The following is a 25,982-nucleotide window of genomic DNA, read 5'->3' as shown; positions in this document are numbered from 1 at the left end:
ACCCGCCCATGAAAGACCTGGTTTCGCGTTGCCCCATCGAGGAAGTCATGCAGATACTGAGCGGCAGATGGCCGACGCTGCTGGTCTATTACCTCAAGGAAGGCACCAAGCGTTTCAGCGATCTGCGCCGCGACAATCCGACCATCTCGCATCGGATGCTGACGCTGGAGCTGCGCAAGCTGGAGTTGGCCGGGATCGTCCAGCGCACTGATTTCGATGGCTATCCGCGGCGCGTGGAGTACGCGCTCACGCCATCGGGAAAGACGCTGGTGCCGCTGCTGGATGCACTGGGCGACTGGTGGGATGAGCACGGCGAGGCGTCCGAAGACGCCTCCTGAGCAGGCCTGCCAGCTTTCAAGCCGGGACTATCCGCCCCCCTGCTTGCCAGTGCCGATCAGATCCTGCAGGCCATCCGACAAGGTCCCGCGCCAGACCAGGTAATCATGTCCGCCCGCCACCTCGCGGTGCGTAACCAGATAGCCCTTGGCACGCAGCACATCCCGCAGATGCCGGTTGGTCTCCAGGATGCCCGGCTGGCCGCCGCGTCCGGACTCGAACAGGCCGGCGCCAAGGAAGAAGCGCACCGGCAGCTTGCGCACCGCGACGAATTGCCGCGTCAGCCACTGGTCCTCCTCGCCCGCCGGCGACCACCAATAGGAACCTGATTGGCTGAGCACGTTGCCGAACACTTCGGGGTGGCGCAACGCCGCATAGGCCGATGCCAATCCGCCGTAACTGGAACCGCCGATGACCGTGCGCGCGGCAGGCGCGCTGATGCCTTGCTTGCGCGCCCACGGCATCAGCTCTTTCGCCAGGAAGTCCGCAAAGTCCGGGTTGGGCGGCAACTCCTGGCTGCGGGATTCCGCCGTAGGGTTGTCGATGAGCAGCGCCGCCGTCGGAGGAATGACGCCTGCGGCGATCATGTTGTCCAGAATGGTGGGCGTGGGCACGCGGCCCAGATAGGCGCCGGCGTCGAACAGCACCAGCACGTGATTGTCCGCTGCGCCAGACTGCCAGCCAGCAGGACGGTACAGGTGGATCTTGCGCGTGTTGCGCATGAGATCGCTGCGCAGCTCCATTGTCTCCACCGTTCCCTGCCGCACGCCCGCGCGGGGCTCGACCCAGGGCTGCTGCGGCGCGTCCGCCAGTTCCAGCATGGAATAGGTCTGGTACGCGTCGACGCCGCGCGCCGGGTATGCCTTGGGATTGTGCGGATCGGCCTGCGCCGTGGCCAGGATCGCGCGGCGCCGCGCCATGCCGGAGCCTGGAAGCTCGGGCACATCGGGCGCCAGGCGATATGACAGGCGCGTGGACCTGGGGACGACGAAGCTGGCATGCCAGACATCGGAGTTGCCCAGCCGCGCCAACTGAGCATGGTCCGACGACGGCCCGCCGAACAGGCGCACATTGCGTTCGGCGCCGCGCCACAGGAATGTGACGCGGTCATGTCCGGCGTCCACGGCCTCGACCAGCGGCGTGCCTTGCTGCGCCACCTCATCCCAAAAGGCATCCGTCGTGCCGCCCGCGGCCAGCGTCGCCGCCAGCGCGGTCAGGCGCGGGCTGTCGAGCGCCGCCGCGGGCGCACGTTGTTCCGCAAGGGGCAGGCGTTCCGTCACGGCCCAGCGGAACAGGCCCTGGCCCTGCGCGCGAACGGTGTAGAGGCCATCTTCCGGCGCCACCAGCATCAGGGCTCCGGCCGGCTTTTCGCCGTCGCTCAGCCGGCGTACGTGCTGCCCGGCGCTGTCCAGAAGATCCAGGGTCACGCCGGATTCGGCGGCCCAGGTGCCCGCGAGGAACTCTCCCTTCTGTAGCGAAATTCGTTCGTCCACATGGGCCTCGGGTGTGACGGCGCCCTGCCTGGACTGCGCCGCGGCCATGCCCGGCGCCACGCCTATCATCGACACCGCCAGCGCAGCCGACGACATCCAATCCCGCCATTCCAATCTGTTCTTTTTACGCATGTTCATCCATTCGTTTGTTCACGGCCCGTTCGCGGCGGTCCGCTATCCCTCGCGCGCGGCGAGCCTTCTGGGCGCCCATACGCTGTCCGCGTCGCCCCGTCCGATCCTGCGCGCGCTGGCCTTTGCCATCCAGGCAAATCCCAGCCCTGCCGCCAGGGCCGTCGCGTCCACTGCCAGCGCCGCGGCCGACGTGTGCGCCCAAAGCCCGGAGGCAGGAAACAGCCCACCCACGAGCGAGGCCGCGGGTATCGCCAGCGTCAATGCTGCCGCGACCCATAGCAGATGCACCCCTGCCGCCGCGCCTCCGCGCAGGAAGGCCCAGGCCAGGCTGGCGAAGAACGCCATGTAGTACAGCGCCCGCAGCCAGGCATTCAGATCGCCGACGTGCCCGCTCAACCCTTTGGACGCGACCATCATCAACGAAATGCCACACACGCATCCCAGGCAGACGCCCACTGTCGCCGACGCCATCAGCCGCGTGTCCAAGCGCTGCACGGGAATCTCGCCCGTCTGCCGGTTGGCGCGCTTGCGGCGGGTTTCTATCCACAGCAGGTTGCCGCTATAGAACAGCCATGCGCCCGCCAGTCCAAGCAGGAAATAAAGCCACTGCACTGCCGCGCCGCCGAAGGAAGCCATGTGCAGCGCGAAGAAACTGCTGACCCAGAGGTTGGGCGCGTCCTGTCCGCCCGGCAGATAGTCGCGGTTGAGCACCTTCCCGCTGTAGGGATCGAGCGCCACGAAGCCGCCTCGCGCCCGCGGCGATACCGCACTGTCGTCCTTGCCCCAGACGCGTACGATGGCGCGCGGGCTGGCGACCTGTTGATACTGCAACCCATAAGGCTCGAAGCCCGGGGCGAGGGCGCGCGCCTGGGCCAGCAGTTCCGCCGGCGTCAGCATGTCTGCAGGATTCCGGACCTCTCCAGCCGGCGCGCCGCCGCCGGACCGCTGGAAGACGGATTCCAGCTTGCCTTCGTACATGAGCTTGTCCTGCAGATCGTAGATTCCGTCGTGGAACGCGAACACGACGGAACTCAGCGCCATGACGATGTGAAATGGCAGCGAAACAATGCCCACCACGTTATGCGCATCCAGCCACATGCGCTTCAGGTTCTTCCCGACCCGCAACGCGAAAAAGTCCTTGACCAGCGACGGCAGCAGCACGATCACTCCCGACACCAGGGCAATTGCATAGAGCGATGCGACGATGCCCATGAACCAGCGGTTGGGATCGCTGTCGACAGGCAGGCCCACCACGCGGTGAAGCACATCGATGAACGGCATCAGCCCGCTGGGCGCGGTCTCCTCCAACCGCAGCTCGCCGCGCGCATCCAGATAGGCGACATGGTGGCGGATCGACGATTCATCGTGATCGTCGGCCTGCCCGTCACGGACTTCCCAGGACATACGGGCCGGCACGTGCTCGGCGTCCTGCAGATGGATGCTGAACCCCTTGGCCACATCCGGCCGCGCTTGCAGGGTTCTGGCGATAAGGTCGGGCGCGTCTTCCAGCGCCACGGGCGCGACGGCTGCGGGCGGCGTAGCCCAACGGGTCAGCGGCTCTTTGAATACGGTCAGGGCACCGGCGTAGAAGGCGATGAACAGCGCCATGCCTGTCAGGATGCCCGTCCAGGTATGGACGGATTTGTAGATGCGTATGTAGTCGGCTCTCATGATCGCGGACTCCCTTCAGATCGCCTTGACGACAAGCAGTCCGCCATAGAGCAGCACGCAGGCTCCGCCCAGCCAGATCCACGCGCGCAGGCCGCTGGCGAAAAAGTAGACGGTACTCGCGACGCCGAGCCAGACGGGCGGCACCAGCCACATGGCCAGCTGCGAACGCGTCGCCAACGGAATGCCGGCAGTCAATGCGGCCAGCGTTGCGCTGGCGCCCATGGCCAGCGCGAAGCCGAGCAATGCGCCCGCCAGGCTCTTCGATATCCAGTCGCGCCGGATCGGCGCGGGCTTAACGGGCTTCATGCGTATCGCTACCGCGCAGGCCCGCCAGTACGCCCAGGTACGGCATGAGACTGAAGAACAACATCAAGGCGGTGCAGAAAACGAACACGGCCGCGACGGCAGAGAATGCGCGCAGGCAACCCCAGCCGCCCAGCGCGAGCAGCAGAATGCCAGCGACGCGGGCGGGCAGGACCGGCCAGGACGTGGCGCCCCATCGCTGGTTGGGCGAAGCGCGATAGATACAGAAGCTGCCCAGGAACAGGCTCGCCAGGCTGAAAAGAATCAGGACTTCCATGGTCACCCCAGGATGAATTGCCCGAGACCTGCCTGCCAATCCCTGCTCCGAATCGACTGTCCGGAACAGGGACCGGCAAAACATCCCGCATTCAGAAACTGATGCTGGCGGAGGCGGTTACGGTGCGCGCCGGCCCCAGCGTCACGATAGGCGTCGTGTCGCTGAAACTGCCGGCGTAATAGTGCTTGTCGAACACGTTGTTGACATTCAGCCGGTACACGACGTCCCGGCCGTTGATCTGCGTGGCGTAGCGGGCGCCCAGGTCCAGTTGGCCCCAGCCCGGGATCTGCAGTTTGTTGGCCGCATCCGCGTACTGGCTCGAAGTCGCCTGCACGCGCGCGCTCAGCGTCACGCCGGGCACCCACGGCGTGTCCCATTCCAGCCCGGCATTGGCCTGCCAGCGCGGCGCGCCCACCGCGGTATTGCCGTCATAGCGGCCATACGAGGTCTTGACCTGCGTGCCTTGCGTGTAAGTGACGCCGCCCAGCACGCGCACGCCCGCAGCCAACTCGCCGAAGGTATTCCACTCCACGCCGCGGACACGCTTCTCGCCGCCGTCCGCATACGTGGGCTTGGCCGTAGAGCCCTCCGTCACCAGCATGGGTTTGTCTATCTGGAAGAATGCCAGGGTATTGGTGAAAGTGCCGGCATTCCACTTGACGCCCAGCTCCTGCTGCTTGGTCTTGTAGGGCGCGAACACCTGGCCATAGTTGCTGGCGCTGGTGTCCGTGACGCTATCGCCCTTGCTCAGGCCCTGCACGTAGTTGGCATACAGCGAGACGTCCGGTCCCCAAGGTTTGACGACGATGGCGACAGCCGGTGTCACGGCGTCCTCGTCATAGCGGGCCGTCGTCTTGCCGGTCTTGTCGAAGTTCGTCGTCTTCACGCGCTGGTTGCGCAGGCCGCCGGTCAGGAGCAGCTTGTCGTCGAAGAAGGACATGGTATCCACCAGCGCCAGGCTGGACAGCGTGTTCTCCGCCGTCTTGGGCGCGCTGCCCGGCACCGCAGGCATGACCGGCGTGATCGGGTCGTAGATATTCGACTTGAAAGTCGATGCCGGCCCGGTGGCCGACCCGTCCTCCAGCTTCAGCAAGGAAGCCTGGAGCACCAGCTCGTGCCGTACGCTGCCCGTGTTGAACCGCGTGCGCAGCCCGCCCTCGGCCGAGGTGGCATCCGTGTAGGCGCGCTGGCCGATGATGGAGCCGGTGAAATTGCCATTGGCGTCGATCTGCCGCGCGTGGGTGCCATTGATCAGGCCCGATTGATGGCTGTCGCGCCTGCCCACACCGGCAAAGGCCGATACGCTGTCATTAAAGCGGTATTCAGCCCGCGCCATGACGGCGTTGCTCTGGATGCTGCCATAGCCGGTGCTGAACTGGTTGATGCGAGGATCGGGCGCTTCGGGCACGACCGAACCGCCGAACCAGAACATGGCCGGCGTGCCGCCCGAAAACGACTCCTGGCTATGGTAGGCGTCTATCGACGCGCTCAGGGCGCTGCCGCGATAGTCCAGGCCGGCGGACAGGAACTCGCGTTTTCTGGATTGGCCGTCCAGCGTGGTGGCGCCGTCGCTGAAGGAACCGTTGACGCGCGCGCCCCATTCATTGGCGGAGCCGAAACGGCGGCCGGCATCGATGGTCGTGCCCAGCTGGCCGTCGGCCTGCCAGTTCACGCCGAAGGTGGCATTGGGCGTGTCTTCCGCCCGCTTGGGCACCAGGTTGATCGTGCCGCCCACCGCGCCGCTGGGCGCCATCCCGCTGAACAAGGCGTTCGGGCCTTTCAGCACCTCCACCCGCTCGACGAACTCCAGCGGCGTGCGCCCCATGGGCGCCAGGCCATACATGCCGTTGATCGCCACGTCGTTCTGGTTGACGTCGAAGCCGCGGATGCGGAAATTCTCGTAGGCGTGTCCGCTCGACGTCGTGAACCGCACGGAAGGATCGTTGGCCATCACGTCCGCCAACGTGCGCGCCTGCTGGTTCTGGATCAGCTCGGAGGTATAGCTGGTGACGTTGAATGGCGTGTCCATCACATCCTGATTGCCCATCAGGCCCAGGCGTGCGCCCTGCGCCACCTGCCCGCCGGCATAGGGCGCGGGCAAGTCTTCCTCCGAGACCGAACCCGCGGTCACGGTGACGGGCTGCAGCGTCGTGGTTTGCGCCGCGTTCTGGGCGGCGGCGCTGGCGGGAAGAATCAAGGACAGCGCGACTGCCGGGCTAAAGCACTGGACGCACAGCGAGATAGTCAACTGAGTTTTCTTGGCCACAATTCATCGTTCCGATATCTAAATGCGAATGCTTATCAGATGAATTATATATTTAAGAAAGCACCGTTCGCCAAGAAATCAGGAGTCCGCAGCCAGAATCCGCTCGAATTGGCACGCAATTCAATAAGAATCAAAGGCTTATATTTTTTTGATTGACATCCCAACGCAAAATTCTGCGGCCTCGGTTTGGAAGTCGCCAGCGCGGGCGCGCTTGGCAGAAGCGACAAGGCCATCCCGGCGTCCCCAAGCACAGTCCCCGCCGGTAAACTGCGCAGTCCTCTCGGCGCCGACAGGCCCATCGAACGCTTATATAACCCTGGAGAGCTACACAAGATGATCCGTCATCTGGTCCTTGCAGCATCGTTGGCCGTGGCAGGCAGCGCCGTGGCAGCCCCCTCTTTCAACTGCGCCAAGGCCGCGACTCCGGTCGAAAAAGCCATTTGCGCCCACCCGGCGCTGGCCGACCAGGACGCGGCCATCGCGCAGCAGTACAAGGCGGTGCGCGGCAAGCTCGACGCCGAGGCAGTCAAATCACTGACCGCCGACCAACGTTATTTCCTGGGCGTGCGGGACAATATCTATGCCGAGCCCTTTTCGGGCAGCACGCCGGTCAAGGAGATCGGCACCAGCATGCGCTACCGCCTGAATTTTCTGAAGTCCATCGATCCGCAGCCGCCTGCCGGCTTTGTCGGCAAGTGGAAGAACGTCGAAGGTGAAATTGAAATCACCCGCGGCGCCGACGGCCAACTGCTCGTGGCCGCCAATTCGGCCCAGCCCTACAACGGCCGCTGGGTCTGCGATCTGAGCGGCAAGGCTGTCGCCGTAGGCGACAGCATCATCGTCACCTATCAGGACGGGCCGCCGTGGACGCTGGACCTGACGCGCCGCGGCGCTGTGCTGGTGGTGCGAGAAACGCCGCCCGCCGGGGTCGAGAAAGATGGCTTCGGTCCGCCGTTCTGCGGCATGAACGGCAGCCTGGAGGGAGACTGGTTCGCGGTGCGCTGATCAAAGGCATTCCGCAGCCGCACGCAAACTCGATGCGACTGCGTGCCGCCGGACACCACGATTACACCGATGACGCAGCCGTTCCGAGGGCTGCGGCCAGCAAATCGGCCAGGCCACGCCCGGCGCCGCCATCTTCATCAAGATGCGGATTGTAGATAGTGATCTCAAGGCCGACGGCCTTGCCGCTCGACAGGGCAATCCGCAGCGCGGCCGTCAGCTCTTCCCACGACAAGCCGCCAGGCACGCGGAAATCGACGGCCGGCATGATGGCGTCGTCAAGACAGTCTGCGTCGAGGTGGATAAAGAAACCATCCAGCTCTGCTCGCGTCAGATGATCGACTGCCTGCCGCGCAGCAGCCTCGATGCCCATCGAACGCACTGCCGGGAGATCAAGCGTCTTGAGCGCTTCAGGGAGCGGCTGGCTGCCGTACTCTTCCTGGTCCTCATGATCGCGATACGCGAACGCAACAGCGTCTTCAGGGCGGACCAACGGCCCGCGCCCTTCGATGTCGGCCAATAACGGCGGACCATGGCCGGTGACGAAGGCAAGATCCATCGAAGCGCCTTCGCCGTTGGGTTCCGCCTCAGGTTGGAAAAAGTCCGCGTTGCCGTCGATGAAGAGCAGACCGTAACGGCCGCGCCTGCGCAACGCGAGCATGGAACCCAGCAGGATTGTGCAATCGCCGCCTAGCAGCACCGGAAACTCGCCCGCATCAAGCAGCGCGCCCACCGCGTCGGCAAGCTTGGGCGACCACGCCGCAATGGCCTTGGCGTTCAGGGTGCCGGTCTCGGGATCCGGCGTCGGATTCTTGGGAGGCACGGCAAGTCGCCCGGCGCGGCGTGCATGGATGCGCTCAGCAAGGCCGTAGGCCAGCAGCTGATCAGGCAGGCATTCCACACCGTCGGTCGCCAAGCCTAGCGTGGAAGGGGCTTCGAGGATTGCATAGGAGAGAGTCGGCATCAGCGCCTCCGGGGCGGCCATTCCGCAAAAAATATGATGCCAGACTACAAATTGCGGCGCGAAAGCTCAATCCGACACCGTATCTTCCGTTTCCCTACGGAGACGCGGGCGGCTCCCATGACCCGTGCGAGCCCAGGAGCAAGGCCCTCAAGCCTGCGCGCGGCGCGGCAGCCAGCGCCAGAACACGCCGGCCGCCACCAGCCCCAGCGTGCCAACACCGAACGATGCGCCGCCGAGCGACACCAGGGCGGTCAGCACCGACAGCGCCACGGGTCCGCCGCTTGAGCCAAGGTCGGCCATGAAACGCCAGATGCCAAGGAACTGCGTGCGCGCGCCCGCTGGGGCGGCGTCGGCGCCCAACGTCATGACGATGCCCGATCCGATGCCGTTGCCGAAGCCCAGCAGCGCCGACACCAGGATGAAGCTCGCCACCCCGTCGGTAAGCGGGATCGCCATCAGGCTCAGCCCCATCAGCAGCGTGCAAGGCAATGCCACCCACAAGCGGCCGCGCTGGTCCATCACTTTGCCCGCCGGATAGAACACCGACATATCGACTGCGGCGACCAGCCCGTAGATGAGCGAAGTGGTGGCGGCGTCGAGGCCCAGGTGGTCTGCCCACAGGGGAATCACCACCTGGCGCGACGCGCGCAGCGCGCTGATCAGCATCACGCCCACGCCGAGCGTGGCGTACACGCCGCGATGGTCGCGCGCAACCTCGCCCATGCGCGCGCGCGGCGCGCCCGCGCCCGCCGAAGGCTCGATGTCAGGCGCCTTGATGGCGATGAGTCCTGCGCCGAGCATGGCGCAGATGGCAATCCAATAGGCGCCATCCAGCCCCACGAAATGAATCAGGGCCGCACCCGCGAACGGGCCGAAGAAAGTACCGATCCGCGTCGTACCGCCGAGCGTGGACAGGGCGCGCGCCCTGTACGCCAGCGGCACGACCTCGATCATGTAGCTCTGGCGCGCCAGCTGAAACACCGACTGCGCGCACCCTTGCATCAGCATGGCCAACGCCAGCACCCAGAGGTTGGGCACGCCAATCACGAGCAGCAGGCCGACCACGCTCAACACCGCCGCGCCAGCCATGGCGCGCTTCTCGCCGAAGCGATGGGTGATCAGCGCGGACGGAATATTGGAAAGCAGCGAGCCAACCCCGATGAGGGCGGCTATCAGGCCGGCGGTGGCTATCGACGCTCCTTGATCGCGGGCGGTGAGCGCGATCACGGGAAGAATGGCGCCGTTGCTGATGCCATAGAGCAGCGACGGGCCGAACGCCGGCACGGCGAGCTGCTTCAGATTGAACGAATCGGGTTGCGACATGGCGGGAGAATGGGAGACCGGCCGCCTGTCCGCCGCCTTGCCACATGGCACGGGACCGGTCCGGCGGACATTGGCGCGGGATGCCGGAAGTGTAGCTGGCGCCCCTCGCGCCCGCCTGTCAGCCAGCTGACAGCCGCCGCGTCTCTCGCCAGCTGTTCAACGTCCGGCAGATACCGGCTTTCCCTTCCCGGCGAAGCTGGCCGCATCGCTTGACAATCCTTGACTGTTGAGTCCTGGCGATACATTGCAACACACTGTAATCTTTTTCCATACAAATTGTGTCGGCCGAGCATGCGCTCGACTGTGTACCGTTCCACGTATTCGCCTGTCCATGCCCGCAACCCTTCTTGAATGGTCCGTGCCTGCAGCGATCCTGATGTGCGCCATCGGACTCTGTGCTGCACGCTTCATCGGCTTCAATACGCTCCGGTGGGGCTGCGCCCTGGCCAGCCTGGGCACAGGCTACGCCATCATGCTGGTGCAGGCCAGCGCACTTTCCCCATATAAACAGGTTGTCGAGGATGCTTTCATTCTGGGCGGCGTCATCCTCGCCTGTCGCGCCCTCCAGAGCCGCAGGCGCAGCCAGGTTCCCCCCTACTTCGATGCTGCGGTCCTGCTTGCCTCGACGGCGATGGTAGTTGTCTCGGTAGTGCTGTTTGCCAGTGCGAAGCTGGAAACGTTCTTCGTGCAAGCCTGTTGCGCGCTCGTGACCTGGCGGGCCACGCTGTCCTTCGCCAGGCATGCCGTGACCACGTCGGACAGGGTGCTCACCGCCGCGTTCCTCTTCATCTCCCTCGTGTTGACGGGCCAGTGCATCCTGTACATTGCCGCCCCGATTCCGCCGCTCTCAACGGGCGAATGGAGAACGTCGGTCTGGGGCATCCTGATCCAATACACCGGACTGCTCGGGAGCATAGTCCTGACCTTCGCGGTCTTCATCGCGACGAGCTACGACGCCATAGAGAAGTACCGTCGCCACGCCCATACCGACGCCTTGACGGGCCTGCTGAACCGCCAAGGACTCGATAGTCTGCTTGCCTCCGGGCGCGCATTCTCGGATGCGGCAACGCCGACCGCGCTGATCATGGCCGATATCGACAACTTCAAGCGCATCAACGATGTCTTCGGCCACGCGTTTGGCGACATGGTGCTTGCCCGATTCGGCGCCCTGCTCAGGCCGATAGCGGACACCCGCATCCATGCGGCCCGGCTGGGAGGAGAAGAATTCCTGCTGCTGCTGCCCACGGCAAGCCTGGAAAGCGCCACCGCAATCGCCGAAGAGATCCGTGCCAGTTTCGTGGCGCAGCGCTGGACGCCACAGGTTCCAGATTCCTGCTTCACCGCAAGCATGGGAGTGACCGTCGTGCAGGCAGGAGAACCTTTCGCCAGCGCGTTGAAACGGGCAGACGACCTGCTTTACGAGGCGAAGCGACGAGGACGGAACTGCACGGTTGCGGGCATGGCGCCGGCCGAGGCCGGGCATGGCCGCCACGCGCCTGGCGACAACGCAAGCACTCAAGCGTGTTGCGCACAGGCATGAAGTCGCCGGCTCGGCCCGCGCCGCCCGCAGAGATCCCGGCAGGGTTCAATGCGGCGGGCAGCGCGCCGCGCTCATAGCGTCATGACCGGCTCGTCTTCGATTCGAAAGAACAAGGCGCTCGGCCCCATGATGCCCGTTCCGTCGAGATACTCGAAGGCAACGCGCTGGCCCGGCGCGGCAGCTTGCCCTAAATGCTCGACCCGGTACATCACGCCCCCGATGCGATAGTTGTGAACCAGCGTGGAAATGTTCGAGTTGGACGCGCGCACGCGATAGGTCACGACTTCCTCGACCAAGCCGCGTACCCCGTGCTTGTAGCGGGCCCGCTTCAGCCTGGGGCTGCGCATGCCCAGCACGAATCCCGTGAGAACGAAGAATGCGGCCAGCAGGATCAAGGGCCCCAGGAACAGGCTGCCGACCAGCGGGGCCAGGGCGAGCACGTAGAAGAACTTGCGCAGGCTCAATTCTTCCTTGCGCACGGCGTCGCGGTCGGCATTGCTGACTTCCTCGACCGAATTCCAGGCCTGCGCGCTCATCGGGTACTCGGCCAGCAACAGCACGGGTGGCGCATCGGGGTCCAGCGTCAGCAAGTGCAGGCGCACGGGTATGTCCGTCAGCGCCACGGCCGTCACAGGCCGGAAACCTTCTCGAGTGTCCCTGGCGATCTCGTTCCAAAACGGCAGAGCTACGTCCACGCGCTGTTCGCCGAAGACGTAGCAGATGCCGGGACTCCCGGCCGGACCAAAACCCGTCAGGTGTCCGGAAACGATCTGCTTGGGTACACGCCCCTTCAACACCCGATTGAAGCGGCGCCAGGCTTGCGGCAGGCGCAGCAACCTGCGTCCAAGAAAGACCGCGAAGCAAGTCATCGCCACTGTGCACAACAGGATCACCACGCCGTCAGCGCCGCGGCGCAGGCTGCGATCGGACGCGCCAAGCACGACGAACATGATCGCGCTGCTCGCCAGCAGCAGGAACATCAGCCCCGCGAACACGGCCGTCAGGAATCTGCCGCGACGGCCACGGCGCAGCAGCACGATGTCCTCATCGGCCAGGGGTTCTTCCGTGACTTGCAGCATTGCGCTCATGCTACCCCGGCAGCTTGCGCTGCTTGCGCGCCGCGCGTTCGGCCAGCCGCTGCGCCATATCCTGCTGGCGCTGCAGCAGATCGGCTATCTGCTCGGCGTAGAGGTCGGTGAGGTCGCCGGCCAGCGGCTCCACATCGGTCAGGTCATCGATCGCCACGACCGTCCCCGCCTGATCCACGCCCCAGATCCGGCTGCCGTCACCCACGACCTTCAGCACGGGCAGGATGCCGGGCAAACCGGCCTCGGCAAGCTGGCGCTGCTGCGCCGAGATGCTGGCCCATTCGGGCAACTCCGGCGCATCGATGCCCAACAGCACCAGGCCGCGCCAGAAAGTCCAGGCGGGGCCGACTTCGAATTCCTTCGCATGCGGCCAGACTTCCTCGCGCGCCATCACGCACAGGCCGTTGGTACGCTGGCAGAAGGCCGCAAACGCCGAAGGCAGCGGGAAGCCTACAGCGGCTTCCAGCCCGGCGATCGCCTCCGCATCGGGCGCGGGCGCGGCCACGACCTCGAAATGTTCGGTGTCCACGGGATCCAGGATTTCCCACATGCGTTGATGAAACTGTTCGGCGGTCATGGTCATGCAAGCATCCTGAAGCTAAGAAAAGTCCTGGTTCGCCGCGAAAGCGGGAGCCTTGAAAGCGCACCACTATATCTTTGATTGCGGCGGCAAGCGCTTCCACGACCTGCGCACACACCTCGACCTGCCTGGCCGCCATGACCGTTCAGCCCCGCCGGCCAAACAGCATCGCCAATCCGAACAGCGCTCCCAGCCCGCCAACGATAGCCAGCGACATCGACGGTTCGCGCAAGCTCAGCGCCATGACCGCCACACCCGCCCCCAGCACGATGATCAACAGGCCCACCAGGCGTCCTGCCGTGGAACCATAGAAATGTGTGCGGCGCGCCGCCTGCGTACCGGCGGGCTGGCGCGTATGCCACGCCGCCAAGGCCTGCTCAAACTCGCGCAACAGACGTTCACGTGTGGGCCGGTCCACTGCACTGACCAGCAACGTCGGCAGGCCGGGACGGACCAGCTTGAGATAATCGTCGGTGCCCCAGCGGGACAATTGGGCGAAGGCGACGGCGGAGCGGCGCGAAAACTCCAGCCCTTCGGACGTCACCTTGACGGTATTGCGTGTGGGAAAGCCCTTGAACGCCACCAGCGGCGGCGCCAGCAACCCCAGCACCGCCAGCACAACCGCCAGAACAATCGGCCCACGGTTGAACACCACCAGCATGAAGCTGCCCGCCGCCAGGGCGAAGGCCAACGGCACCGACAACTGGTGCCATCGGGTATAGACCGAGACCTGAATCCCGTCGTTGCTAGTCATGTTTGAGCCAATTCCATGTCGACTTCTCCGTGAATGACGCACGTGTCACGATCAGAGTGTAATCATGCGCCTGTGCGGAACCTGACGCGGCATTGCCTCCAAGCGCCAAGAGGCCGCTTTGGATACGGTGGCTCGGATCAGGATTCGCAGATCCAGTCCGCAGGCCGGTCATCCGCCGCGAAGCGTACGGCCGGCCAATAGCCATCCATGAACCAGGTCGCGTCGCGCGGCGCCAGATGCAGCACGTAGCCCCCGTCGGCCGCGACGATCAGGTCGGATGGCGTGAAGTGTTCCAGGAACGTCACAGGGGGATCTTCGGGGTCGCCGGTGTCGCGTCCCGCCTGCCAGAGGAATTGCAACGCGGCGTCGCGGTGCGTCGCCAGCGCTTGAGCGATCGAGCGGGCCCGCGCCAGCAGCGGCGCCGCCGCCTGCGGATCGGCTGCGAGCAGCACCACGCGCAGCCGGCCTCCGTCGGCGGTCGCGCAGTCCAGCCAAGTCTCCTGGGCCGGCATGTGGTCGTGGGTATAGGGCTGCATGTAAGGTCCGCCTATCGGCGCTGTCGCGCCTCGGCGCGACGCCGGCCGACGTGCATGATGGCCATACCCGAGATCGCAAGGGCGGCGCCGATGAACAGATTCGCGGGCGTGGCTTCGCCCAGCCAAAGGCTGGAGAACAGCACGCCGAAGACGGGCACCAGCGTGATGTAGCCCGACGCCGCGCCGGCGCCCAGCGCCTTCACGCCTTCGAAGTACCAGGCGTAGGCGATCGCGGTCGCCCCGAACGCCAAAGCCAGCAGGCTGCCCCAGGCGCTGGCCGGCGCCTGTTCCAGCTTCTGCCAGGCGGGAACGCCTTCCACGATCAGACTGGTGAGCAGCAGCATCAGCGCGCCAATCACGGTGGTCACCGTGGTGGTGGTCAGGGCGTCCACGCCTTTGAGCACCAGCCGGCCGATCAGGGTGTAGGCCACCCAGCAGGCCACGCAACCGAGCAGCAGCAGTTCGCCGATGCCTACGCCGGAGCCGGCGGCTGCTTGTGAAACCCCGCCGCCGATGGCGATATACGCACCGATGGCCGAAAGAACCATGCCGGCCAGGATGGCTGGATTGAGATGTTCGCGGAACAGGATCGCCGCCAGCAACAGCGTCGCGCCTGGATTCAGCGTCACCACGATCGCGGCCTTGCCGGCCGGCACCAGCTGCAGGCTCAACATGAAGAAGCTGGAGTAGCCAAAGACGCCCGCCAACGCGGCGGCGGCCAGGCCAAGCCATTGGTTGCGCGTCAGGGACTTCAGGCCGCGCAGCGCCGAGGCGCGATGCATCCACAGAACCAGCACCACGCTGGCGAACAGGAACCGCAGGCTGGCCGCGGCCAATGGAGCCATGGCCTGGGCGACGACCTTGCCCCAGGACCACGACGCGCCCCAGAGCGCGGCCATGCCGACCAGGCGCAGGTGCGTGGCCATCAGCGTATTTTTCATCTGTGCTTCGAAGGTGAGCTGCGGTGGTCGCGCGGGGCGACGGTGAAAAGCAATGCGTCGAGGTTGTCTATCCGTGACAGCCGTCAGCGCGCATGCGGGATTTTAGCTGGCGCAGTTTCAACGCGATATTGCAGTATGGCTTCTTCGCACGGTCAAAGGCTCCTCAGGAAATCGACGAGCGCCTTGTTGACTGCCTCGGGGGCTTCCTGTTGCAACCAATGCCCCGCGCCGGGAATGACTTCAGCAGCGCGCAGTTGGGGAACGAGGGCCGGCATGGCCGCGATGATCTGGTCCATGCCGGGAATCGCCAGGCCCGTATCCCTTTCCCCTACGAGATAAAGCGCAGGCACATCCACCGTCTTTCCCTCAAAGGCCCCCTGCAGCGCCCAATTGCGGTCCAGATTCCGGTAATAGTTGAGGCCGCCACGAAAACCGCTGGCGGTGTAGCTTTGGACAAAGGTCGCCAGATCCGATGGAGTAAGCCAGGCCGGCAACGTCTGGGGGACAGGCAGCGAATCGAGCAGGCCACGGCCAGCGGCTACCATGCCAAACGGATTGGGCGTGGCGGGGTCGTCACGCGGCCCGGCGTCGCCCGATGCCGCGAAGTAGATGGCGCGCAGGGTCGCGCTGATGTCGCGCTCGAACTCCTCTTCAGCAACTCCCGGCTCGTTGAAGTAATGCGTGTAAAACGCAGCGGACTCGGTTCTGGGGAAGAGGCGGCTGGGTGCAACCGGCGCTCTGCGCATCATGGGAACGCCCAGGGCGACGACGGCCCGAAAACGGTCCGGACGCAGTTGGGCTGCCTGCCATGCGATGCTGGCGCCCCAATCGCCCCCCACGATCACCGCATCATCGGCCCCCTCGCTTTCGATAAGCGCGACCAGGTCGCCGATGACATCCAATGTTGTGAACGCCGCCACATCCGCCGGACTGTCGCTGGCTCCATACCCGCGCAAATCCGGGGCCACGGCGCGGAATCCCGCATGGGCCAGGGCGGGCAGTTGATGGCGCCAGGCATAAGCGGTCTCGGGAAAGCCGTGGCACAGCACGACGAGTGGACCTTCGCCCTGGGCCGTGACGCTGAGCGCGATGCCGTTGACGGTCACATCGCGTGTTTCAAGGTCGATCATCGGGCAAGCTCTCAAGAAGTATCCGGTGCAGCTATAATACCGTAACATTTGTAGTTACGGTAATTGATCCCATGGCCAATGACACCCGCCTTGCCCGTCTGCTGCATGTCTTGATCCACATGCATTTGCGCGGCGGCACGACCACTTCTGGAACGCTGGCCCAGATGCTGCATACGAATGAGGTGGTGGTGCGCCGATCCATGGCGGCGCTGCGTACCGCCGGCATGGTGACCTCCACGGGCGGGCGCAACGGCGGCTGGGTACTGGCCAGGGGACTGGAAACCATCACCGCGCGCGATGTCCATGAAGCCATCGCCCATGGCACGGTCTTTACCATCGGGCCAGCCGACGACAATCCTGCCTGCCCCGTGGAACGAGCCGCGAACCAATTGGTGGCGGATTCCCTGCGCGAAGGCGAGCATGCCTTGCTGCAACGCTTGGGCGCGGTATCGCTTTCCGAGCTTGCCGCGGAGATTGCCTCGCGCGAGGAAGGATGAAGCCGTAGAGTCGAATGAGCTGCGCAGGCAGAGCGTTTATCGTTGTTCTATCTACTGTTCCTTCAGCCCCAACGACTTCATCAACGGGGCGAACAATTTCTTTTCGTCCTGCACGCGCGCGGCATAGTCCGCCACACGCAGCGGTAGCGCCTCGGCGCCCGCATCGAGAAAGCGCGCCTGGATCTCCGGCCTCGCAAGCACTTTATTGATTTCGGCGTTCATGCGATCGACCACGTCATCGCGGGTGCCAGCGGCGGCATACACGCCAAACAGGCTGTCTGCGAAAACACCGTCGATGCCGACCTCGGAAAAGGTTCGTATGTCGGGCGCCACGGCAGCGCGTTGCCGGCTTGCCACCGCAAGTACCTTCAGTTTGCCCGCTTGCACCATGGGAAAGACCGTGGCGGGTCCAAACGCGAAGTCGATCTGGCCCGCTGCCAGGTCTTGTATCGCCGGCGCCACGCCGCGATAAGGCGCATGGGTAGCCTGCATGCCAGTAGCCTGCTTGAGCAGCTCGCCGGCCAGATGCGGCGTCGTGCCGTTTCCGGCCGAACCGTAATTGAGAGGAGCGGGCTGTTTGTGCGCGTATGCCACGAACTCTTCGAGCGTATCGACGCCAAGCGAGGACCGGACAAACAGGAACAACTGGCTATTGGCCAGCAAGGCAACCGGCCGCAGGTCCCGCTGCGGATCGAACGGCATGCTGGCGAACATCAGTGGATTGACCGATTCGGTCGTCGATGGATTGAGCAGGAAGGTATGGTTGTCTCCACCGTTGCGCACAACCTCGGCGCCCGCCAAGTTGCCGCCCGCACCGCCCCGATTCTCCACGATAACGGTCTGCTTCAATGCTTCGGCCAAGTGCGGCTGCACCGTGCGTGCCAGCACGTCGACCAGCCCTCCGGGCGCCAGCCCCACGACCAGGCGCACGGGCTTGACGGGCCAGGCCTGAGATGGTGTTTGCGCATGACTGCCCGTGGCCCAGCCAGTCAGCGCCAGCACCATCATGGCCAGACAACGTCTACGCAACAGCATTCGATTCTCCCTATGGGGGCTCACCCCGCGATCCCGCGTACGGTGCGTCACATGCCGCACCACGGAGAACCGCCTCGATGCCTCATGCGGCGGCGATCCCGCGTCTGCCGCTCATTCTTCACAAAAGTTTAGGCTTAAAGAATCCCGGATTACCCTAATTTTCCAGCGGCACGGGCGGCGTATCACGCTACCTCCCACAACGCCGCTGTCACACCCAGCAACAGCAGCATCGCCGACGTAATGAACCACCGCACGGTTTTCCGGTATTCATTCTCGGCTTCATCCTCCAGACGCAAGGCGCGGTAGAGAGCAATTATCTGCAGCAGGCTGGCGAGCAACAGGGACACGCCGGGCAGCACGGACAGCGCGCTCCAATCGCCCGGCGCGTCGAAGCCCCAGTAGCGCAGGAAACCCAGCGAAAAGCCGAGCAATACCGTGATGGCCGTAATCAATCCAGCCCGAAAACCCTGGGGCAGTGGCCCGTGGTTGCGGGTCCGTACCGCGTCGTCGCCTGGCGTTTCCGGTGTCATCATTGAGATATTCCGCACTGAGTACGCTACGGCCCACCCGCTACCGGTTTATGTGGGAGCCAAAACTGAACTCCTGCCTTCACTCGAGGCCAGGTTGAATTGATTATGGCTGCTATCACAGCGTACTGGGGCTGTTTCCCTCCCCGTGTTTGCACGCCTGTCCCTTGTCGCCGTGCTTGCCGGCTGCTCGTCTAACTTCCGCCTCAATGAAGTTAGACGCCATCCAGCTCCCCAATATGTAACAACCACCCCCCTCCCCCTTGAACCCTAGAACATCATCCCTATAATTAGCACTCGACACCGGTGAGTGCTAACAAGCGTTCCCGGGCCTAACCGATCATTTCCTTCTCTTTTTTGCAACAGGAGTTCCTCATGGCCTTGCGTCCCCTGGGCGATCGCGTGATCGTCAAACGCCTCGAAAACGAGCGCAAGACTGCATCGGGCATCGTTATCCCCGACAGCGCCGCTGAAAAGCCCGACCAGGGTGAAGTCGTGGCCGTCGGCCCCGGCAAGAAGACCGAAGACGGCAAGATCCTGCCGGTCGACCTGAAGGCTGGCGACAAGGTGCTGTTCGGCAAGTACGCCGGCCAGTCCGTGAAGGTTGACGGCGAAGAGCTGCTCGTCATCCGCGAGGACGAAATCCTCGCCGTGGTCCAGTAAACCCCGCCTCAAACGAATTTTCGAAGGAAGCTAAGAAATGGCTGCCAAGCAAGTACTGTTCGGTGACGACGCCCGCGTGCGCATCGTCCGCGGCGTGAATGTTCTCGCCAACGCTGTCAAGACCACCCTGGGCCCCAAGGGTCGCAACGTCGTGCTGGAGCGCTCGTTCGGCGCCCCGACCGTGACCAAGGACGGCGTGTCCGTCGCCAAGGAAATCGAACTGAAGGACAAGTTCGAAAACATCGGCGCCCAGCTGGTCAAGGACGTTGCCTCCAAGACCTCCGACAACGCCGGTGACGGCACCACCACCGCCACCGTGCTGGCCCAGGCCATCGTCATGGAAGGCCTGAAGTACGTTGCCGCCGGTTTCAACCCGATCGACCTGAAGCGCGGCATCGACAAGGCTGTCGCCGCCGCCGTCGCTGAACTGAAGAAGCAATCCAAGCCGGTCACGACCAGCAAGGAAATCGCCCAGGTCGGCTCGATCTCCGCCAACAGCGACACCTCCATCGGCCAGATCATCGCTGACGCGATGGACAAGGTCGGCAAGGAAGGCGTCATCACCGTCGAAGACGGCAAGTCGCTAGAAAACGAGCTGGACGTCGTCGAAGGCATGCAATTCGACCGCGGCTACCTGTCGCCCTACTTCATCAACAACCCGGACAAGCAAGTTGCCGCTCTGGAAGATCCGTTTGTCCTGATTTTCGACAAGAAGATCAGCAACATCCGCGACCTGCTGCCCGTGCTGGAACAAGTTGCCAAGTCGAGCCGTCCGCTGCTGATCATCGCTGAAGACGTCGAAGGCGAAGCCCTGGCTACCCTGGTTGTGAACAACATCCGCGGCATCCTGAAGACGACCGCCGTCAAGGCTCCTGGCTTCGGCGACCGCCGCAAGGCCATGCTGGAAGACATCGCCATCCTGACGGGCGGCACGGTGATCTCCGAAGAAACCGGCATGTCGCTGGAGAAGGCCGGCCTGGCTGAACTGGGCCAAGCCAAGCGCATCGAAGTGGGCAAGGAAAACACGACCATCATCGACGGCGCTGGCGACAGCAAGTCGATCGAAGCTCGCGTCAAGCAAATCCGCGTCCAGATCGAAGAAGCCACGTCCGACTACGACCGTGAAAAGCTGCAAGAACGCGTGGCCAAGCTGGCCGGCGGCGTTGCCGTGATTCGCGTTGGCGCTGCCACCGAAGTCGAAATGAAGGAAAAGAAGGCTCGCGTCGAAGACGCCCTGCACGCCACCCGCGCTGCAGTGGAAGAAGGCGTTGTGGCTGGCGGCGGCGTTGCTCTGCTGCGCGCCAAGCAAGCCATCGCTGACCTGAAGGGCGACACGCCTGACCAGAACGCCGGCATCAAGCTGATCCTGCGTGCTGTGGAAGAGCCGCTGCGCACCATCGTCACCAACGCCGGCGAAGAAGCCAGCGTGGTCGTCAACACCGTGCTGAACGGCAAGGGTAACTACGGCTACAACGCCGCGACCGGCGAGTACACCGACCTGGTCGAGCAAGGCGTGCTGGATCCCACCAAGGTGACCCGCACCGCCCTGCAGAACGCCGCTTCCGTCGCCAGCCTGCTGCTGACCGCCGAAGCTGCCGTGGTCGAACTGGCCGAAGACAAGCCCGCTGCTCCGGCCATGCCCGGCGGCATGGGCGGCATGGGCGGCATGGACTTCTAAGTCCCGCCATCCTTGCAAGGCCTCCCCGGCTCCGGCCGGGGAATGCAGTATCCCGAAAAACCCCCGGTCCTTCGCCCCGGGGGTTTTTCTTTTTTCCGCAACGCGGCCTAGCCAAAGAACACGTTTGCGCACAATCTGCGGGTTTCGCCGCAGCGCATGCGTCCCTACAATGAAGGCTCCCCCAGAACGAGCCGAGTCCCATGCGTTTGCCCCCGACCCTGTTGCGCGCCCTGCGTCCGTCCGAAATCGGCGGGCTGTTGATGGACTCGGCCAAACAGTGGTCCACCCATCGCGCCTCCAGCAAGGGCGCGGCGCTGGCGCTGTACATGGTGTTTTCGCTTGCGCCCATGCTGATCCTGGTGATCGCGGTGGCGGGCGCGTTCTTCGGCGAAGACGCGGTGCGCTCGGAGTTGTTCTCACAACTGCGCGAGCTGACCGGCGAGCGCGGCGCTGAAGTCATCCAGACGGTGCTGGCCAGCGCCCATGAATCAGGCAAGGGCTGGATCGCGGCGCTGATATCGATCTTCGTGCTGATCTTCAGCGCCACCACGGCCTTCGCGGAACTGAAGGCCAGCCTGGACGAACTGTGGGAAGTCTCCGCCAACCAGAAAGGCGGGCTGCACGGCATGGTCCGCAGCCGCATGCTGTCGTTCGGCCTGGTGCTGGTGCTGGCGCTATTCCTCTTGATATCGCTGACGGTGAACGCCGCGCTCGGAGCCGCACGGGGTTATTACGGCGATCTCTGGACGGCTTCGTCCTTCGCCCTGGTGGCGGAGTGGATATCCAGCCTGTTTTCCTTCTCCATCGTGGTGGCGCTGTTCGCGGTCATCTACAAGCTGCTGCCAAGCGCGAAGATCTCGTGGCCGGACGTGATCCCGGGCGCCATCGTGACCGCGGCGCTGTTCCTGGTGGGCAAGTGGGGCATCGGCGTCTATCTCAGCCGGGGCGCGGCGGTGTCGGCCTACGGCGCGGCGGGGTCGCTGATCGCGCTGCTGTTGTGGATCTACTATTCGGCGCAGATCTTCTTCTTCGGTGCGGTGTTCACGCGCCAGTTCGCGCTGCGCTTCGGCAGGAAGAGCACACTCGCGTCGGACTCGGCGCCTGCAGCGGACGCCTGAATCAGACGCGCTCAGGCATCGTCCTGCTGCTCCAGCCCCGCCATCAGGCGCAGGCATTTCAGGAACATGGGCCGCAAATCCTCAGGGATGGGCGCCAGGACCTCCGCCTCCACCGCAGCATCCTGCGGCAGAATGCGCGCCAACAGAGCAATGCCCTCTTCCGTGATCTCCAGCGCATAGGCGCGCCCGTCCTGGGCTGAGCGCTTACGGCGCACGTAGCCCTTTTTGGTCATGCGCGCGATCATTTCAGCGAAGGAATTGCGGTCCAGCGCGATCAGTTCGGCGATGCGATTCTGGGTCGCGCCGGGATTCTGGTAGACGGTGATCAGCAGCGCCTTCTGCCGCGGGGTCAGGTCTTCGTCGGGAAAGGCCTGCGCGAACAGGGCCTCGGCCCGGAAATGGGCCCGGCGCAGCAGATGGGACGCGACCTGGGTCAGGTCGAACGCCTGCAAGGCCTGGGGTGCGGCCGGGTCGGGAGGGATACGTCGGGATCTAGCGGTCATCGGGCTTCCAAGGGATGGATGTCGGCGATCATGGCATTGCTGCGCGGGTCCATAAGATAGCTCACGCCCCTTTCAGACTTCATCATGCCCTGCCTTTCCGGTAGTCGGTCAAGCCCACGCCGGTATGGCGCTTGAAGAACTTGCCCAAATAGGAGGCGTCGGCGAAATGCAGTTCCTCGGCAATCTGCTGCACGGATTTCCTGGGCTGGGTAAGGCGCTTTTTTATCTCCAACACGACCTGCCTGTCGATCAGCGTTTTGGGCGCGTCGTTGAAGAACCTCCTGCTCAACTGCGACAGATAGTATGGAGTGATATGCAGCAGCCCAGCATAGAACGCCACCCCGCGCTGTTGTACGCAGTGCATCGAGATCAGCTCCCAGAATTTCCAGCAGACCGCTTCCGATCTGCTGAAGTCATTCCTCATGCCGGCCCCAAGGCCGTCTGTCTTTTCACAGATCCACAAGAACAGGTTCTGGACGTGGTTGACGATCATGGTCCGCTGGTAGGTGACGCACTGCTCATGGATCAGCGCCGCCTGGCCTTCCCAGGCCTTTGAATACCGCGGCGACAGCTTTTCGGCAGCGAAGAACGGCGAACGGCTCAAGAAGGAAAACAGGCTGTTGGGCAGCGCGTGCGCAATCTCCGCAGCGATGGACCGGTTCATCAAATAGCAGGCACATGAATAGTCATCCGACTTGCGTTTGATGAGCGCGATGGAATCTTCCGCCAGGACCAGGAGATCATTTTTCTTCATCCGGTGCGGCTTGAAGTTCACTTCCCACTCGGCGCTGCCCTCGCGGCAGATCAACACCACCACATACGCCAACGCCAAGGGGTGCCCCACCTGTTCGTCAAAGCTGTTGAGGCCGATGGCCAGGTCTTCGATGCCTGTATCCGAGAGCTGAGAGAGCGTTTTCATTTACGCTGAAATTTTAAATCATCACCCATGAATTCCCGCAATCTTGTTTTCAAAATTACCTAATCTGCTCAACCCTGTCTATTATCAGTTGCGCCCTCGGATCCTAGAATTGCGGCTGCTGTTTTCATTGCTGAAAGGAAGGGAAATCATGCTGCGCACCGAACGCCTCATTTTGCGGCCCTGGCACACCGACGACGCGCCGAGCCTGTTTGCGTATGCAAGCGACGAACGGATCGGCCTCGCCGCGGGCTGGCCTGCTCATACAAGCGTCGAACATAGCCGGGAGATCATCCAGACGGTTTTTTCGCGGCCACTGGCCTATGCCTTGACACAGAAGGGAGACAACACCGCCATAGGCCTGGTGGCGTTGCTCATGGGGAAGGACAGCAATTTCGACATTGCCGACGACGAAGCCGAAATCGCGTATTGGATCGGCGTACCGTTCTGGGGCCAGGGGTTGATTCCTGAAGCCGTCAGGGAACTGATGCGCCATGCGTTTGAAACGTTGAACTTCAACGCGCTATGGTGCGGCTATTTCGCCGACAACGAGAAATCGCGCAGAGCCCAGGAAAAGTGCGGCTTCAAGCACCATCACACCGAGGAGAACAAGTTCAATCAGTTCATGAACGACTACCGGACGGAGCATGTCAGCCGCATCGGCAAGGAAGAATGGCAGACGCTGACGGCTTCGGAATCGCATTGACTTGAGGCGGGGCGCTGTCTATGATCCAAAATATAGTACGTATACGTATTTATTTTGCATCCAGACCGAGCCCTGCACATGACGATCCGACAATTGCGCAACTACATCGACGGCCGCTTCGAAGACGGCGCGTCCACCTTCGACAAGCACAGCCCGGTGGACGGGCGCCTGGTCGCCCAGGTCCACGAAGCCAACCGCGACCAGATCGACCGCGCGGTGGCGGCGGCGCACCGAGCCCTGCCCGCCTGGGCGGGGCTGTCGGTGGCCGAGCGCACCGATCATCTGCTGGCCCTGGCCGACGGCATCACGCGGCGCTTCGACGACTTCCTGCAGGCCGAGATCGGCGACACCGGCAAGCCGGTGGGCTGGGCAGGCAAGATCGACATTCCGCGCGGGGCCGCCAATTTCCGCGCCTTCGCGGAACTGGCGCGCACGCTGGACATGGAAAGCTACATGACGGATACGCCCGATGGCCGCCAGGCGCTGAACTACGCCTACCGCAAGCCGCTGGGCGTGGTGGGCGTGATTTCGCCCTGGAACCTGCCGCTCCTGTTGCTGACCTGGAAGGTGGCGCCGGCGCTGGCATTCGGCAATACGGTGATCATGAAGCCGTCCGAAGTCACGCCCTCCACGGCCACGCTGCTGGCCGAGGTCGCGCATGAAGCCGGGCTGCCGGCCGGCGTGCTGAACCTGGCGCATGGCTTCGGACCTGGCTCGGCGGGCGAATTCATGACCACCCATCCGGACATCGACGGCATCACCTTCACGGGCGAGTCGGCCACGGGCGCGGCCATCATGCGGGCCGTGGCGCCGGGCGTGAAGCCGGTGTCGTTCGAGCTGGGCGGCAAGAACGCGGCGCTGGTGTTCGCCGATGCGGATTTCGATGCCGCGGTGGACGGCGTGACGCAATCGGTGTTCGCCAACTGCGGGCAGGTCTGCCTGTGCACCGAGCGCGTCTACGTCGAACGCCCGATCTATGAGCGCTTCGTCACCGCGCTGGCGGCGCGCGCGGAAGCCCTGCGCATAGGCTGGCCCATGGATCCCGCCACCGAGATGGGACCGCTGGTGTCGCGCGAGCATCGCGAGAAGGTGCTGTCGTACTTCGCCCTGGCGCGCGAGGAAGGCGCGACGGTGGTGGCAGGCGGCGGCGTGCCGGTATTCGGCGATGCGCGCGACGAAGGCGCCTACGTGCAGCCCACGATCTGGACCGGCCTGCCCGAGACCGCCCGCTGCATCAAGGAGGAAGTCTTCGGCCCGGTCTGCCACGTGACGCCCTTCGACACCGAAGAAGAAGCCATCCGACTGGCCAACGACACGCGCTACGGCCTGGCTGCGGCCGTCTGGACGCAGAACCTCACGCGCGGCCACCGCGTGGCGCAGGCCATGAAGGTCGGCCTGGCCTGGGTCAACTGCTGGTTCCTGCGCGACCTGCGCACACCGTTCGGCGGCAGCGGCCTTTCGGGCATCGGCCGTGAAGGCGGACGCCATTCGCTGCATTTCTATACCGAACCCACCAATGTCTGCATTAAGCTCTGACCACCCCACGCAAAGGAAGACGCGATGAACCAACCCCAGCCCGGCGTCAGCGCCACCGTCGTCGCCGGCAAGGCCACGCCCCGCGGCAAGTATCCGCACATCAAGCGCGCCGGCGATTTCCTGTATGTCTCCGGCACCAGCTCCCGCTTGCCCGACAACCGCATCGCGGGCGCCGAGGTCGACGCCATGGGCACCGCCATGCTGGACATCCGGGTGCAGACGCGCGCCGTCATCGAGAACATCCGCGACATCCTGGCCACGGCCGATGCGACGCTGGCCGACGTGGTCGAGATCAGCACCTTCCTCGTCAACATGAATGATTTCGGCGGCTACAACCAGGTGTACGGCGAGTACTTCGACTCCGACGGTCCGGCCCGTACCACCGTCGCCGTGCATCAGCTGCCGCACCCGCAGCTGCTGATCGAGATCAAGGCGGTCGCCTACAAGCCGCAAGTGCGCTAGCGGCG

Annotated in this window: 27 protein-coding genes; 10 read left to right on the top strand and 17 right to left on the bottom strand. The window is 64.2% G+C overall.

Annotation, left to right across the window (positions count from 1 at the left end; translation table 11 throughout):
- Positions 1-8: 8 nt before the first annotated feature.
- Positions 9-338, top strand: coding sequence for a helix-turn-helix domain-containing protein (locus tag IB257_RS12640; RefSeq protein WP_054451887.1), 330 nt, complete (start codon positions 9-11; stop codon positions 336-338).
- Positions 339-365: 27 nt separating this feature from the next.
- On the opposite strand, the gene fes is transcribed toward IB257_RS12640, so the two are convergent.
- The 5 genes from fes to IB257_RS12615 all read right to left on the bottom strand — a co-directional run bounded on the left by fes (position 366) and on the right by IB257_RS12615 (position 6,478).
- Positions 366-1,961 carry an enterochelin esterase gene (fes, locus tag IB257_RS12635; protein ID WP_225588889.1) on the bottom strand — a complete coding sequence of 532 codons (1,596 nt, stop codon included), beginning with the start codon at positions 1,959-1,961 and terminating at the stop codon, positions 366-368.
- A gap of 42 nt (positions 1,962-2,003) precedes the next feature.
- Positions 2,004-3,632 (bottom strand): PepSY domain-containing protein, encoded by a 1,629-nt coding sequence (locus tag IB257_RS12630; protein WP_192492377.1) that lies wholly within the window; start codon positions 3,630-3,632, stop codon positions 2,004-2,006.
- Positions 3,633-3,647: 15 nt separating this feature from the next.
- Entirely contained in the window at positions 3,648-3,938 is a 291-nt protein-coding gene (locus IB257_RS12625) for a hypothetical protein (protein WP_054451890.1), read from the bottom strand.
- Positions 3,925-4,212, bottom strand: a complete 288-nt coding sequence (locus tag IB257_RS12620) for a hypothetical protein (RefSeq protein WP_054451891.1) — start codon at positions 4,210-4,212, stop codon at positions 3,925-3,927. Before IB257_RS12620 ends, IB257_RS12625 begins: the two co-directional genes overlap by 14 nt.
- 91 nt (positions 4,213-4,303) lie before the next feature.
- Complete coding sequence (locus IB257_RS12615) at positions 4,304-6,478, bottom strand: TonB-dependent siderophore receptor (RefSeq protein ID WP_175180635.1); 2,175 nt, start codon at positions 6,476-6,478, stop codon at positions 4,304-4,306.
- Positions 6,479-6,811: 333 nt separating this feature from the next.
- Between IB257_RS12615 and IB257_RS12610 the strand changes: the two genes are divergently transcribed.
- Positions 6,812-7,483 (top strand): lysozyme inhibitor LprI family protein, encoded by a 672-nt coding sequence (locus tag IB257_RS12610; protein ID WP_175160400.1) that lies wholly within the window; start codon positions 6,812-6,814, stop codon positions 7,481-7,483.
- A 61-nt stretch (positions 7,484-7,544) separates the two neighbouring features.
- On the opposite strand, the gene IB257_RS12605 is transcribed toward IB257_RS12610, so the two are convergent.
- The gene (locus IB257_RS12605) at positions 7,545-8,444 is read right to left on the bottom strand and encodes an arginase family protein (RefSeq protein ID WP_192492376.1); all 900 of its coding nucleotides are present in this window, start codon (positions 8,442-8,444) and stop codon (positions 7,545-7,547) included.
- A 147-nt stretch (positions 8,445-8,591) separates the two neighbouring features.
- Positions 8,592-9,767 carry an MFS transporter gene (locus tag IB257_RS12600; protein ID WP_192492375.1) on the bottom strand — a complete coding sequence of 392 codons (1,176 nt, stop codon included), beginning with the start codon at positions 9,765-9,767 and terminating at the stop codon, positions 8,592-8,594.
- 331 nt (positions 9,768-10,098) lie between these two features.
- On the opposite strand from IB257_RS12600, the gene IB257_RS12595 reads away from it, so the two are divergent.
- Positions 10,099-11,307: a GGDEF domain-containing protein gene (locus IB257_RS12595; RefSeq protein WP_192492374.1), complete on the top strand. Its 1,209-nt coding sequence runs from the start codon at positions 10,099-10,101 to the stop codon at positions 11,305-11,307.
- Between the two features lie 71 nt (positions 11,308-11,378).
- On the opposite strand, the gene IB257_RS12590 is transcribed toward IB257_RS12595, so the two are convergent.
- From IB257_RS12590 to IB257_RS12565, 6 genes are all read right to left on the bottom strand, one after another.
- Positions 11,379-12,395 carry a hypothetical protein gene (locus IB257_RS12590; RefSeq protein ID WP_192492373.1) on the bottom strand — a complete coding sequence of 339 codons (1,017 nt, stop codon included), beginning with the start codon at positions 12,393-12,395 and terminating at the stop codon, positions 11,379-11,381.
- A 1-nt stretch (position 12,396) separates the two neighbouring features.
- Positions 12,397-12,978, bottom strand: a complete 582-nt coding sequence (locus tag IB257_RS12585; protein ID WP_125472459.1) for an SMI1/KNR4 family protein — start codon at positions 12,976-12,978, stop codon at positions 12,397-12,399.
- Positions 12,979-13,120: 142 nt separating this feature from the next.
- A complete protein-coding gene (locus tag IB257_RS12580) occupies positions 13,121-13,729 on the bottom strand; it encodes a hypothetical protein (RefSeq protein ID WP_192329320.1) in 609 nt (202 codons plus the stop codon).
- A 137-nt stretch (positions 13,730-13,866) separates the two neighbouring features.
- On the bottom strand, positions 13,867-14,265 hold the full coding sequence (locus tag IB257_RS12575; protein WP_054451899.1) for a hypothetical protein: 399 nt from the start codon (positions 14,263-14,265) through the stop codon (positions 13,867-13,869).
- 11 nt (positions 14,266-14,276) lie between these two features.
- Positions 14,277-15,206, bottom strand: coding sequence for a DMT family transporter (locus IB257_RS12570; protein ID WP_225588888.1), 930 nt, complete (start codon positions 15,204-15,206; stop codon positions 14,277-14,279).
- Between the two features lie 152 nt (positions 15,207-15,358).
- Positions 15,359-16,336, bottom strand: coding sequence for an alpha/beta fold hydrolase (locus tag IB257_RS12565; RefSeq protein WP_175160358.1), 978 nt, complete (start codon positions 16,334-16,336; stop codon positions 15,359-15,361).
- 71 nt (positions 16,337-16,407) lie between these two features.
- Here IB257_RS12565 and IB257_RS12560 point away from each other — a divergent pair, with 71 nt between their 5' ends.
- Positions 16,408-16,833 (top strand): Rrf2 family transcriptional regulator, encoded by a 426-nt coding sequence (locus IB257_RS12560; RefSeq protein WP_054451902.1) that lies wholly within the window; start codon positions 16,408-16,410, stop codon positions 16,831-16,833.
- Between the two features lie 51 nt (positions 16,834-16,884).
- Here the strand turns inward: IB257_RS12560 and IB257_RS12555 are convergent, their stop codons facing one another.
- Both IB257_RS12555 and IB257_RS12550 read right to left on the bottom strand, forming a co-directional pair.
- Complete coding sequence (locus tag IB257_RS12555; RefSeq protein WP_192492372.1) at positions 16,885-17,868, bottom strand: tripartite tricarboxylate transporter substrate-binding protein; 984 nt, start codon at positions 17,866-17,868, stop codon at positions 16,885-16,887.
- 182 nt (positions 17,869-18,050) lie between these two features.
- A complete protein-coding gene (locus IB257_RS12550) occupies positions 18,051-18,401 on the bottom strand; it encodes a hypothetical protein (protein WP_054451904.1) in 351 nt (116 codons plus the stop codon).
- 369 nt (positions 18,402-18,770) lie between these two features.
- Here IB257_RS12550 and groES point away from each other — a divergent pair, with 369 nt between their 5' ends.
- The 3 genes from groES (at position 18,771) to IB257_RS12535 (ending at position 21,854) form a co-directional block, all read left to right on the top strand.
- On the top strand, positions 18,771-19,058 hold the full coding sequence (gene groES / locus IB257_RS12545) for a co-chaperone GroES (protein WP_006221616.1): 288 nt from the start codon (positions 18,771-18,773) through the stop codon (positions 19,056-19,058).
- A gap of 37 nt (positions 19,059-19,095) precedes the next feature.
- Positions 19,096-20,736 (top strand): chaperonin GroEL, encoded by a 1,641-nt coding sequence (gene groL, locus IB257_RS12540; RefSeq protein ID WP_054451905.1) that lies wholly within the window; start codon positions 19,096-19,098, stop codon positions 20,734-20,736.
- Positions 20,737-20,936: 200 nt separating this feature from the next.
- Complete coding sequence (locus IB257_RS12535) at positions 20,937-21,854, top strand: YihY/virulence factor BrkB family protein (protein ID WP_192492371.1); 918 nt, start codon at positions 20,937-20,939, stop codon at positions 21,852-21,854.
- Positions 21,855-21,865: 11 nt separating this feature from the next.
- Here the strand turns inward: IB257_RS12535 and IB257_RS12530 are convergent, their stop codons facing one another.
- On the bottom strand, positions 21,866-22,357 hold the full coding sequence (locus IB257_RS12530; RefSeq protein WP_192329326.1) for a MarR family winged helix-turn-helix transcriptional regulator: 492 nt from the start codon (positions 22,355-22,357) through the stop codon (positions 21,866-21,868).
- A gap of 82 nt (positions 22,358-22,439) precedes the next feature.
- Positions 22,440-23,276, bottom strand: a complete 837-nt coding sequence (locus IB257_RS12525; RefSeq protein WP_175212584.1) for an AraC family transcriptional regulator — start codon at positions 23,274-23,276, stop codon at positions 22,440-22,442.
- Between the two features lie 148 nt (positions 23,277-23,424).
- Between IB257_RS12525 and IB257_RS12520 the strand changes: the two genes are divergently transcribed.
- From IB257_RS12520 to IB257_RS12510, 3 genes are all read left to right on the top strand, one after another.
- The gene (locus IB257_RS12520; RefSeq protein WP_225588886.1) at positions 23,425-23,979 is read left to right on the top strand and encodes a GNAT family N-acetyltransferase; all 555 of its coding nucleotides are present in this window, start codon (positions 23,425-23,427) and stop codon (positions 23,977-23,979) included.
- 78 nt (positions 23,980-24,057) lie between these two features.
- The gene (locus IB257_RS12515; protein ID WP_192353927.1) at positions 24,058-25,515 is read left to right on the top strand and encodes a 2-hydroxymuconic semialdehyde dehydrogenase; all 1,458 of its coding nucleotides are present in this window, start codon (positions 24,058-24,060) and stop codon (positions 25,513-25,515) included.
- A 24-nt stretch (positions 25,516-25,539) separates the two neighbouring features.
- Entirely contained in the window at positions 25,540-25,977 is a 438-nt protein-coding gene (locus tag IB257_RS12510; RefSeq protein ID WP_054451909.1) for a RidA family protein, read from the top strand.
- Positions 25,978-25,982 lie beyond the last annotated feature (5 nt).

Origin of the sequence: Achromobacter sp. ACM03 (genome assembly GCF_014851665.1) — a bacterium.
GTDB classification, from domain to species: domain Bacteria; phylum Pseudomonadota; class Gammaproteobacteria; order Burkholderiales; family Burkholderiaceae_B; genus Achromobacter; species Achromobacter aegrifaciens.
The sequence above is the reverse complement of the archived record's forward strand: the minus strand, read 5'-3'. Positions and strand labels throughout refer to the sequence as shown.

Bases quoted from the DNA above. Each gene is read 5' to 3' on its own strand.
- IB257_RS12640 (WP_054451887.1), top strand. From the start codon at position 9: ATGAAAGACCTGGTTTCGCGTTGCCCCATCGAGGAAGTCATGCAGATA.
- fes (WP_225588889.1), bottom strand. From the start codon at position 1,961: ATGCGTAAAAAGAACAGATTGGAATGGCGGGATTGGATGTCGTCGGCT.
- IB257_RS12630 (WP_192492377.1), bottom strand. From the start codon at position 3,632: ATGAGAGCCGACTACATACGCATCTACAAATCCGTCCATACCTGGACG.
- IB257_RS12625 (WP_054451890.1), bottom strand. From the start codon at position 3,938: ATGAAGCCCGTTAAGCCCGCGCCGATCCGGCGCGACTGGATATCGAAG.
- IB257_RS12620 (WP_054451891.1), bottom strand. From the start codon at position 4,212: ATGGAAGTCCTGATTCTTTTCAGCCTGGCGAGCCTGTTCCTGGGCAGC.
- IB257_RS12610 (WP_175160400.1), top strand. From the start codon at position 6,812: ATGATCCGTCATCTGGTCCTTGCAGCATCGTTGGCCGTGGCAGGCAGC.
- IB257_RS12605 (WP_192492376.1), bottom strand. From the start codon at position 8,444: ATGCCGACTCTCTCCTATGCAATCCTCGAAGCCCCTTCCACGCTAGGC.
- IB257_RS12600 (WP_192492375.1), bottom strand. From the start codon at position 9,767: ATGTCGCAACCCGATTCGTTCAATCTGAAGCAGCTCGCCGTGCCGGCG.
- IB257_RS12595 (WP_192492374.1), top strand. From the start codon at position 10,099: ATGCCCGCAACCCTTCTTGAATGGTCCGTGCCTGCAGCGATCCTGATG.
- IB257_RS12590 (WP_192492373.1), bottom strand. From the start codon at position 12,395: ATGAGCGCAATGCTGCAAGTCACGGAAGAACCCCTGGCCGATGAGGAC.
- IB257_RS12585 (WP_125472459.1), bottom strand. From the start codon at position 12,978: ATGACCATGACCGCCGAACAGTTTCATCAACGCATGTGGGAAATCCTG.
- IB257_RS12580 (WP_192329320.1), bottom strand. From the start codon at position 13,729: ATGACTAGCAACGACGGGATTCAGGTCTCGGTCTATACCCGATGGCAC.
- IB257_RS12575 (WP_054451899.1), bottom strand. From the start codon at position 14,265: ATGCAGCCCTATACCCACGACCACATGCCGGCCCAGGAGACTTGGCTG.
- IB257_RS12570 (WP_225588888.1), bottom strand. From the start codon at position 15,206: ATGAAAAATACGCTGATGGCCACGCACCTGCGCCTGGTCGGCATGGCC.
- IB257_RS12565 (WP_175160358.1), bottom strand. From the start codon at position 16,336: ATGATCGACCTTGAAACACGCGATGTGACCGTCAACGGCATCGCGCTC.
- IB257_RS12560 (WP_054451902.1), top strand. From the start codon at position 16,408: ATGGCCAATGACACCCGCCTTGCCCGTCTGCTGCATGTCTTGATCCAC.
- IB257_RS12555 (WP_192492372.1), bottom strand. From the start codon at position 17,868: ATGCTGTTGCGTAGACGTTGTCTGGCCATGATGGTGCTGGCGCTGACT.
- IB257_RS12550 (WP_054451904.1), bottom strand. From the start codon at position 18,401: ATGATGACACCGGAAACGCCAGGCGACGACGCGGTACGGACCCGCAAC.
- groES (WP_006221616.1), top strand. From the start codon at position 18,771: ATGGCCTTGCGTCCCCTGGGCGATCGCGTGATCGTCAAACGCCTCGAA.
- groL (WP_054451905.1), top strand. From the start codon at position 19,096: ATGGCTGCCAAGCAAGTACTGTTCGGTGACGACGCCCGCGTGCGCATC.
- IB257_RS12535 (WP_192492371.1), top strand. From the start codon at position 20,937: ATGCGTTTGCCCCCGACCCTGTTGCGCGCCCTGCGTCCGTCCGAAATC.
- IB257_RS12530 (WP_192329326.1), bottom strand. From the start codon at position 22,357: ATGACCGCTAGATCCCGACGTATCCCTCCCGACCCGGCCGCACCCCAG.
- IB257_RS12525 (WP_175212584.1), bottom strand. From the start codon at position 23,276: ATGAAAACGCTCTCTCAGCTCTCGGATACAGGCATCGAAGACCTGGCC.
- IB257_RS12520 (WP_225588886.1), top strand. From the start codon at position 23,425: ATGCTGCGCACCGAACGCCTCATTTTGCGGCCCTGGCACACCGACGAC.
- IB257_RS12515 (WP_192353927.1), top strand. From the start codon at position 24,058: ATGACGATCCGACAATTGCGCAACTACATCGACGGCCGCTTCGAAGAC.
- IB257_RS12510 (WP_054451909.1), top strand. From the start codon at position 25,540: ATGAACCAACCCCAGCCCGGCGTCAGCGCCACCGTCGTCGCCGGCAAG.